We start from the raw sequence: 9,562 nt of genomic DNA, 5'->3' as shown, positions 1-9,562 counted from the left end.
CTAGCCTGCCCATAAGAGCGCTTTCCTTTGGGCCGCCCGACCGAACTTAGCGGGGGAAAGGTGGTGGCGCCAGCCACCAAAGGGGGGAGTGTTTTTCCCTCGCCCGCAAGGGCGGTTGTACGGTTTTTTCATACTGGCGCCCCTTCTTTTTGAAGGGCGCCCACCACAACCCTCGGCCCCGCAGGGGCCGTCAAACTTCAGAACGCTCGCGCCGGCAGGCGCGTCAAACTTCGGCCCGAAAGGCCGTCAACCCTCACGCCAAAGGCGTGTTCTTCTCATAGAACCTCTGCCGTCCATAGGGCGTATTCTTCTTACCTGCGCTCCTGCTCCAGCCGTCAATCCGGCTCATGATGGAAGAGATTTCATAGCTGTCCTGTTTTTTCATGCGGGCGGGATCCTGCCCCAGACATTCTGCAAAAATCTCCATATTGGTGACGGTTTCCCTGATGATGGTTCCCTGTTCCTGCGCCCCTTCCGCGCCGGAAAGATAGACCCTCCTTTCTGTGAGGTCCATGGTATCCCAGCTTTTGGGCAGACGGATTTCCAGGTATCTCCGCACCAGTCCTTCCCTGTCGTCCGCTTCCATGGCGGCCTGCTGCTGTTTCCGGGCAGCGGAAAGGAGGTCGTTTTCAAGATAGAGGGGCTCTCTGGCTTTCCAGATGGTCATGGCTTCGGCCCAGATCTGGGCGATTTTGTCCTTCATCATGTGCCAGGGCTTCCTTGTATGGCTGCCCTTGACAGCTACCGGCCAGAATCTCCTGTTGCCGGTGACGTCACGCAGAAAGCCGTTTTCCGCGTTGGTGGTGCCTACGATGACGCACTGCCTTGGATGGCTTTCCACGTTGATGCCGTAGCTGGCCCTGTATTTGTCGTCCCTTCTGGAAATAAAGGATTTCACGGTTTCAATGTCCGCTTTTTTCATGCCCGCCAGTTCTCCCAGTTCCAGGATGAAATAGCCCTGCAGTTTTTCCGCGGCGGCCTTGTCCCTCATGTCGGTCAGTGTGAGGCTGTCGGAAAACCATTGTCCCCCGAGACGCTCGAAGAGGGTTGATTTCCCCAGCCCCTGGGCTCCGTTTACAATGAGGACAGAATCAAATTTCACCCCCGGTTGATGAACCCTTGCCACGGCGGCGGCCATGGTCTTTCTGGTGACTGCCCTTGTGTATTCGCTGTTTTCGGCGCCCAGGTAGTCCACCAAAAGGGTCTCCACACGTTTCACGCCGTCCCAGGGCGGAAGAGACGCGAAATATTCACGGATAGGATGAAACTGGCGCTCGCTGGCCACGGTAATCAATGCGTCTTTCGATTTCATAGGCGCGTAAATGCCGTAGTGGCTGGAAATATAGGCATTCAGCTGGGACATGTCATTGTCAGACCAGCCCGGCTTGATTCTGGGCCATGGAAGGGAGCCTCTCACGTCTACGGAGTCGGTCAGAAGGTTGTAGGCAATGGGATAGAGCTTTTCATCCATGCGAAGAATGGTCAAAAAATTGGTGAGACAGTTGTCCACCGTACCGTCAGACTTGAATTTCAGTCTGGCGGTGAGATTTTTCACAGTATTTGCTTTGGCTGCTTTCGGCACAGGAACCTTGAAATCTTCTTCCGCTTCCCTGGCTTTCGATTTCAAAATTTCTTCCCTTACCCGCCCGTCTTTTTTTGCAAAGTCAATCATGGCCTTGTAGGACGGTAGACGGTCCACCGGTACAGTGGTGTCAGTATCGCTGTCCAGCTGGCCAAAGCGAGTAAGACGCACGGCGTCAAAGGCATTCATCAGTTTCCCGCAGAGAGGATCCGTGGCATGGAAGGAATACATGAATTTTCCCTCATACACCACTACCCCTGCCGATGAATCGGCGGGCTTGTAGTCATAGCGTCCGGGAATGACAGACGGCTCATACCGGTCAGAAAGGAATGTCCGGATCACATCATCCATAGGCCAGGCCCGGCAGAACGCGCCTACCAGTCCCCTCTTCCCATATGGATCATCCGCTTTTGCCACCGTGGCCGCCACGCCCTTTCCCTCTGCGCATGGCCATGAAGAGACGTCGGTCCAGTCTTTATATTCCTTCAGAACCTCATCGGGATCCAGCAGCTCCATTTCCTGTCCCTCGGCCACATACTCCCCGTCCTTTGACACGGATCCCCAGTACATGAGGCGCTCCGGCTCGAAGGTGGTTGGGTCAAAAAGAGCCATGCCCAGTTTCTCCGCCACCTTCCGCGAAATGGCACCATACTCCGCAGCGCTCACATCACGGGAAAGAGGAATCACCAGCCGAAGCCGCGGCTTCTCAGGGCTGCTCTTATGGGTGGAGTAAAGAAAACAGGTGCAGGAAAGCTTTCCCAGAACATCCCTGTCAACGCCAGGATAGCCGTAGTCCATGTCAAGAGTCAGAAGAGAACGCAAAAGCACATGGGACTTCTTCCGGAGCCCGTCCTTCAGCGCCCCGCCTACAAATCCGCCTACATCCTTCACATCAGCCTGCCGGGCACGGGTCATCTGCCGGTACTCCGCCGCCGTCTCCCCTGTCCTCACAGGGCGGCGCATCCGCTCCACCAGCTCGTGCCAGGTCATAGACCGGTTTTCCCAAATTTTCACTTTACGGTTCGAAGCTAAGGCAATTTGATAGGATCTTTCCATGGTAACAACCTTTCTGTTGAAATACAGGAATACTTGAGAAACAAAGAAGAATATGGAAGATAACATAGAACAGGCAGAAATTGGAATCCAGCAGCATAGGACAGCAGCCGGATCCAATCACTCCCCCATTCATTGAGTCAGATGATAGACTACCTGTCCCCCTTCCTTAACTCCTGCAGGAAAATCCTACTGGAGATTACAAAAAGAAGGAGAAGCAGAATCTGTCTTTGCCGTTTACCAACAATTCTGCTGAAGCAACCGAAGCATTTTGTACTGAATGTGAACATAGACCATCTCCTTTTCTGATTTGATGAAAATCATAACGGAAGCCTGAGCTGGACGATAGTTCCACAAAGTATGAACTTCAAATAACTCTGGCATTCCAAATACTGTACAATGGAAGCAAAAATTAACATGAAAAAAAGGCCGGGCATCAATAGCCCAGCCTTTTAAATACAAAATAGCCAGGCATGCAAAAGAACGTTTCTGGTTGCAACCAGCAAACATTATGCATGCGCAAATGTTAATTGTTAGTAAGACAGATATATTAGTTCCTATCCCTACTTATCGCAACTGATGTCGGAAACGGCAAAACCAACATTCTTCAGTGCATAGGATAAGATACATCATATTCATTTTAGCAGATACATGAATCTTATGCAACAATAAAATTGTGTTTGTTTAATAGAATTTATATACAAATAGATACCTTTTTTCATAGATAATCAGTTATTAATTTATACATCAGAACAGTTAATGGCATAAAATATTTTTAAAAGATTTCTATGTTAATTTGCCGGATAGGTTCCCGATTTATACAAACCTGTGCATGATAACTTCCTTTTATATAAATTACCTGTTTTCAAAAACTGATTCACTTTAGATTTTTCAGTGAGTGCCAGCGAAGCTGTAAAGGTTTTATAAAATTGGAGCCTTCCAGATTTTAGGCGCCCTCCATGGCATTTGCCGGCATAAAGGAAAAAACACCGCCCCATCCAGGGGCGGTGTTTTGGATCACCTCCTTACGCTTCATCTACCATATCATGAGTCTGTACGCAGCGGATTCCGGAAAGCGGATAATTGGTGATTCCAACAATCGCCTTGCCTGCATCCAGCAGCGCCTGGTCAGTGGCATCCAGCTTGATATTGGAGAAGCTCAGACTTTTGATCTTCGCAGCTCCTGCAGCTGTAGTGCCATCTTCTACACGAATCTGCAGTTTCAGGTCAGTCATTGCCTTTTTAACAGCCATAGGTTACCTCCTTTCTTTGTTGTAATACGCTTGAGATTCAATACGCTTTACAAGCCTCCTCAAGCCAGCTCTTCTTCCGTGGTGCTCACGATGACTGCTTTCTTGAAGTCGGTAAATTCCGCGCCGGAGCGGGTCACCATGATGGGCTGGATTTTGGCCACAGCCGCTTTCACTTCATCCAGAGTCAGTCCGTCTTTCGGATTGGCAATGGTGAGTGTGGAAGTGGCGTTGCTTCCTGCCGCAAACACAAGCTGCAGTGTCTTCATTCACATTCCTCCTTCCAGGGCACTTCGGATTTTTCATCCCGGGCCCTGGGATGTTCCGTTCATTTCACCCTCTACTATATACATACCGTAGGATTGAAATATGAGAAGTTCAGGCAAGAAAATAATTTTGAAAATTCTCATTTTCCATGAGTCGTCTGCGGATACTGGCCACATGGTAATACACACTTCTCCTTGAAACATTCCTTTCTTCCGCTATGGCCTGCCATGTTTTGCCGGAAAGCCTGCTGCCCAGAAGTTTCCTTTGAAGCGGCGTTAAAGTGCACTGATTCAGAACCTTTTCGATTTCACCCTCTGGTATGGAAAAGTCCTTTGTCCTGTAATCCACATCGGGAAACATGCCCGCTTCTTCCGCAGAACTGACCACTTTCCTCTCCACCCTGCTGTGGCGGAAATGTTTCAGTATGTACCATTTCAAATGTTTCATCACATACATGCGGAAATGGACCTTTTGGGAATCATCGTACGACAAAAGGCATTCCAGAAAATACACCCATAAATCCTGCTCCGCATCCTCGGCGTCCCATCCCTCATAAAAGCGGTGGGCCAAGTTATGGATATACTTTTTGAAATGCCTGTACAATGCTGCTTTTGATTCAGAATCGCCCTTTTTTGCTTTTACTGCCAGTTCATCATAGAAATTAATATTTTGCATCATGAGGATCACCCTTTTCCCTGATAAGCATCGGAAAAAACACCGGTGGTCCGCTTTTCTTCTCTATGTCTCTATTCAGCGCGTCTCTATCTGTCTCAAGCGTACCGGTATTCAATTTGTATTTATATTTATTGTAAACGATAATATAAGAAATTGGCAAGAGAATAAGTGGCTGGGGCACCTGACGGCGCAGTGGCCAGTGGCTAGTGGCTAGTGGCTAGTGGCTAGTGGCTAGCTACAAGCTACTAGCTGCGAGCTGCCTGCCGCCCCCAGGCGGCCGTACATCACAAAGAAACCCGGTGCCTTTCCATCCCCTATGCCCAATGAGTTCGGTGTCTGCATGGTCTACGGCCGCTGCTGTACGAGGTACGACGGCGCGCGCCAGGCATGAGTCTCCCGTCATTTCTGCCGCGATAGACGTTAAGTCCTGGATTTCTCTGCTATTTTTCAGTTGATACTGATTTTTACCATTTCCGGAAAATGGCGAGGGAGAAAAGCGGTACCATTTTCTGCTTTCCATCACTCCATAGAATCATTTCTTATGGCCATCTTGGAAACATATGGAGTGATATCCGGTAGAACCGCGGGCTTTTCATGTCCCTCTACTATATACATACCGCGAGAATGAAAAATGGGAAGTAGGAAATTGAAAATTTTTTGAAATTTTTCTGATAATCACAAAAACAGGGCTCCTTCAAAAGGAGCCCCGTCCGCTGAAGCGGGGTGGTGGACATCTTCAAATTATAGAAAGCCGCCTCTTTTTATAAAACCTTCACAACCGCCCTGACGGGCGGGGGAAAAGAGGCGCCCCTTCTTTTTAAAGGGCGCCCTACCACCTGCCGCAAGTCGGTGTTTTAATTGTATAATTGCGCCCGCAGGGCGCCACCACAACCCTCACGGCCGAAGGCCGTGTCAAACTTTAGAACCCTCGGGGCGACAGCCCCGTCAAACTTCGGCCCGAAGGGCCGTCAACCCTCACCCCTAAAGGGGAAACGACTCACTATGATTTGCGCGTCGCTTTGCTCCTTCAAATCATGTTCGCTGTGCACGCCCGCAGGGCGTGTCCCTAGCTCCCCGACTTCAAATCTCCCAGATGGGAGGTATCGTTCAGGGTATAGAGCATATTCATATCTCCCGGGTAGATGTTGACCTGGGAGATGCTGGCGTTGGAGAGGGCCAGGTTCCAGGACCTTGCCAGTGGAATGTCTATGAGGGCGCAGATGATGGTGCGGAGCGCCGCTCCGTGGCAGACGATGGCGTAGGATTTGCTGTCCCCCCGCTGAAGGATTTCATTCACCGCTTCCATGCACCGTTTCTGGCAGTCTTCGAAGGATTCGCCGTTCGGGAGTTTCAGTGTACCGGCGTCGTGGTACATGGCTTCGATCATGCCGGGCCAGATTTTTTCGATTTCGTCGTAGGTCTTTCCTTCCCAGTCACCGAAGGAGAGTTCCATGAGACGGCTGTCCGTTTCCAGGGGAAGGCCGTGGGTTTCTGCAATGCCTCTGGCGGTGTCGGCGGCCCGCTGAAGGGGGCTTGCGATGACGCCGTCCAGGTGGACGCTTCGGAAGCGTTCCACCGTTTTTTCTGCCTGGGCGAGGCCTTTTTCGCTTAAGGCCACGTCGGTGCGGCCCTGGTAGCGGCCGGAGCTGTTCCACACGGTCTGGCCGTGCCGTACAAGGTAAAGTGTAATCATGGATGGTAAACCTCTTTCAATGCTTTAAGGAGCCGGTCGTTTTCTTCCCTTGTCCTCACGGCCAGGCGGAAATAGGAGTCGTCAAGGCCTTCGTAGTTGCCGCACTGGCGGATGAAGATGTTTTCAGGAAGGAGAAGTTTCTGCAACTCGGCGGCGTCTTTGATGGAGCCGGTGAGTTTCAGAAGGATGAAATTGACGCAGCCCGGGTACACTTGAAGTCCTTCGATTTCCGAAAGGGCTTTCACGAAGCGGGCCCTTTCTTCTCTGCAGAAGGTTCTGGATTTTTCTATAAATTCCCTGTCTCCTGCGGCATAGGTCATATAGAGCTGGGCAGGGCCATTTACGTTCCAGGGGATGAGGCGGCTTTTGAGCTTTTCCGTCAAAGGGGGAGCGGCGAAGGAGCAGCCGATGCGGAGACCCGGCACGGCGTAGAATTTGGTGAGGGACATAACGACCACTACATGTGAATTGTTATTCACATAGGGACGGCAGGAAACGTCCCCTTCCACGAAGTCGATGAAGGATTCGTCAATCACAAGGAGGCTTTTCTTTTCTTCCGCCATGGAAAGGAGGGACAGGAAATCGTCTTTCCGGAGGAGGCAGCCATCGGGGTTGTTGGGATGGCCCAGGTAGATGAGGGAGTTTTCGGTCATCCGTTTTTTCAGTTCTTCCAGAGGCAGGGCAAAGCCATGGTCCCTGTCCAGAAGGAAGCTTTCCGTCGGAATGCCTGCCGCTTCTGCGGAAAGGCGGTATTCCGAAAAAGCAGGCGCCGGCACCAGCACTTTGGAGGGACGGATTATGGCAAGGAGTGTGTACATGAGCTCTGTGGCCCCGTTTCCAAGGGCGATGGTGTCCTTTGGCATATGGTAGGCTTTTGCCAGGGCTTCCGTCACGTCCCGGTCCTCCACATCCGGATAGCGCAGGGTTTCGATTTCCCAATAACGTTTAAGAGCCTTTCTCCCCTGGGGAGAAAGGCCGAGCGGGTTGATATTGATGCTGAAATCAAGGATTTTATTTCTTTCGGCAGGGGCAAGGGAGAATACGTCTCCGCCGTGCCTAGAGCTTTTCAAAGTCATTCACATCACACTTTCTGCACTGCATGCCCTGGTTTGTAATATGCACCAGGTCCAGGAAGGAAATCCTTCCCTTCATTTTTTCATCAAGGAAAGAGCGCACCGCCCAAGCGTCCCGGTCCATGGGGAGGATGAGGCCCAGCACCGTGCCGCTGTGGGCGCAGATCACCCCTTTCCCGCCCCTTGCAAGGCCGTGGCGGTAGAAATCGGAGAGCGGTTTCTTGAAGAGGATTTTCTGGTTGGCAAAGGAGGAAATGGACGCCGCCTCACCGATAAGGTCCAGCGATTTTTCCGCAATCCCCCTGCGGAAAAGGGCAAGGGCCCGGCTGATTTCCTTTTCATTGCTTCTCTGGAGATCCACCAGGTCCCCTCTGGAGTTAAACTGCATGGTGTCCACTTCCCCGCCGCAGTCGTAAACCAGGATCTGCATGGAAGGGCACAGTCCCATTTCATGGATGAGCCTTCCTTCCCGGTAGTCAAACTCCACGATTCCCGGGAAAAAGGTGGCATCGCTGGGTTCGATGGAAAGGGCAATGTCTGCAATTTCCCTTTCCGACAGCTTCCGTCCAAGGGAAAGAGCCGCCGCCTGGGCCGCCGCGCTGATATCGGCGGTGCTGGAGGCCATGCCTTTTCCCTTTTGAATATAGGATTTCAAACGGAGGGGCACTGCCCTTCCCCCTTCTCCCAGATAGGAAAGGGTATGGCGCACCGCCATTTCCGCCTTGGCCGGCAGCTTCTCCCCTGCCCCGTCAAAGCCGGAAAGGGCATAGGAAAAGCGGTCCACAGGGCAGGTGACCATAAAGGAAGAGCCATCCTTATAGCCCTGGATAAACTCCCCGCAGGAGCCCGGCGAACTGACTACATATGCCATACATTCCCCCTGGAAATCAAAACAAAGAGAAGAACAAGAAATACTTCCGTCACCTGATTCACAAAACCGTAGGTATCTCCGGTGGTGCCGCCGATTTTACCCACAATCCAGCGATTGAGGTAGAGCCCCAGAAGCAGGGACGCCCCTGCCAGAAGCACATAGACAAAGCCGAAATAGAGGGCCGGAAGAAGAGCAAAGAAAGAAGCGATGGCCACCGCATGTTTGGGACGGTAAGCGGAAAAAGCCTTCCCCATGCCGTAGGGCCGGGCATATGGATACTCACAGATGCTGATCACAAGATTCAGCCGCCCCAGCGTAGGCGCCGCCATGAGCACCGGATACAGGGCCCCGTCCAGAGACCCCAGTCCCAGGGTGTAGAGATTGATGAAAATAATCATGGACAAAAGGCCGAAAGAGCCGATGAGGCTGTCCTTCATAATCTCCAGGGACCGCTCCCTGGACCGGCCGGAAAAAAGCCCGTCCGAAGAATCCATGAGCCCGTCAGCCAAAGTACCGCCCGAAAGGAAAAGCTCCCCCAGCACGATGACAAAGGCAGTGAGATAGGGCATATCAAGAGGTTTCATGAGGAAATAGATGAGGCACATAAATGCGCCGATAATCCATCCATACACAGGGAACCACATTACACTTTTTCCGAATTCCTCATCCTTCCACACCGTACTGTTTGAAATATGGATGCGGGTGAGAAACTGCAGACCTACTAAGAAAGAATTCATATGGACACCAATGTTATTTATAAAAAAGGTTCTTAAGATTGACCGGCCCGTTGGGCGGTCGGGCTCTGAAGTTTGACGGCGGCTACGCCGCCGAGGGTTGTGGTGGCGGCTGACGCCGCAGTATAAAAGGGGGCGCGCCTGTCGGCGCAGGTTGTGTAGAAGGGTTGTGTTTCAAGGGGCTGGGAAAGGGTTCAGAGGGGAAGGTTTTTTAAGTTTGACCGGCCTTTGGACACGCCTACGGCGTGAGGGTTCTCTCCCCCCATTTTATTGTCCCACCGCTTGCGGGGTGGCAAGGGAACTGGATTCGTAGGGAGCCCTTGGGCGACTGAGAATCCAGTGACACGCTTCCCTATGGGTGAAG

8 protein-coding genes are annotated in these 9,562 nt (G+C 51.8%); all 8 read right to left on the bottom strand.

From position 1 onward, the window contains the following. Positions 1–253: 253 nt before the first annotated feature. Complete coding sequence (locus Q0482_RS04030) at positions 254–2,572, bottom strand: virulence-associated E family protein (RefSeq protein ID WP_299143690.1); 2,319 nt, start codon at positions 2,570–2,572, stop codon at positions 254–256. Between the two features lie 1,088 nt (positions 2,573–3,660). After that, positions 3,661–3,888, bottom strand: coding sequence for a DUF1659 domain-containing protein (locus tag Q0482_RS04025; RefSeq protein WP_299143687.1), 228 nt, complete (start codon positions 3,886–3,888; stop codon positions 3,661–3,663). A gap of 59 nt (positions 3,889–3,947) precedes the next feature. After that, positions 3,948–4,154, bottom strand: coding sequence for a DUF2922 domain-containing protein (locus tag Q0482_RS04020; RefSeq protein ID WP_298026028.1), 207 nt, complete (start codon positions 4,152–4,154; stop codon positions 3,948–3,950). Between the two features lie 109 nt (positions 4,155–4,263). Next, positions 4,264–4,830 carry a sigma-70 family RNA polymerase sigma factor gene (locus Q0482_RS04015; RefSeq protein ID WP_299143684.1) on the bottom strand — a complete coding sequence of 189 codons (567 nt, stop codon included), beginning with the start codon at positions 4,828–4,830 and terminating at the stop codon, positions 4,264–4,266. 1,063 nt (positions 4,831–5,893) lie between these two features. Beyond that, entirely contained in the window at positions 5,894–6,520 is a 627-nt protein-coding gene (gene cobC, locus Q0482_RS04010) for an alpha-ribazole phosphatase (protein ID WP_299143681.1), read from the bottom strand. Beyond that, the gene (locus tag Q0482_RS04005; protein ID WP_299143678.1) at positions 6,517–7,596 is read right to left on the bottom strand and encodes a threonine-phosphate decarboxylase; all 1,080 of its coding nucleotides are present in this window, start codon (positions 7,594–7,596) and stop codon (positions 6,517–6,519) included. Before Q0482_RS04005 ends, cobC begins: the two co-directional genes overlap by 4 nt. Next, positions 7,577–8,464, bottom strand: a complete 888-nt coding sequence (locus Q0482_RS04000) for a GHMP kinase (protein WP_299143676.1) — start codon at positions 8,462–8,464, stop codon at positions 7,577–7,579. Before Q0482_RS04000 ends, Q0482_RS04005 begins: the two co-directional genes overlap by 20 nt. Next, positions 8,452–9,201 (bottom strand): adenosylcobinamide-GDP ribazoletransferase, encoded by a 750-nt coding sequence (locus Q0482_RS03995; RefSeq protein WP_299143673.1) that lies wholly within the window; start codon positions 9,199–9,201, stop codon positions 8,452–8,454. The genes Q0482_RS04000 and Q0482_RS03995 overlap by 13 nt, the downstream gene beginning before the upstream one ends. Positions 9,202–9,562: the final 361 nt, after the last annotated feature.

Origin of the sequence: uncultured Dialister sp. (genome assembly GCF_937959425.1) — a bacterium.
Lineage (GTDB): Bacteria > Bacillota > Negativicutes > Veillonellales > Dialisteraceae > Dialister.
This window is presented reverse-complemented; position numbering and strand designations above follow the sequence as displayed.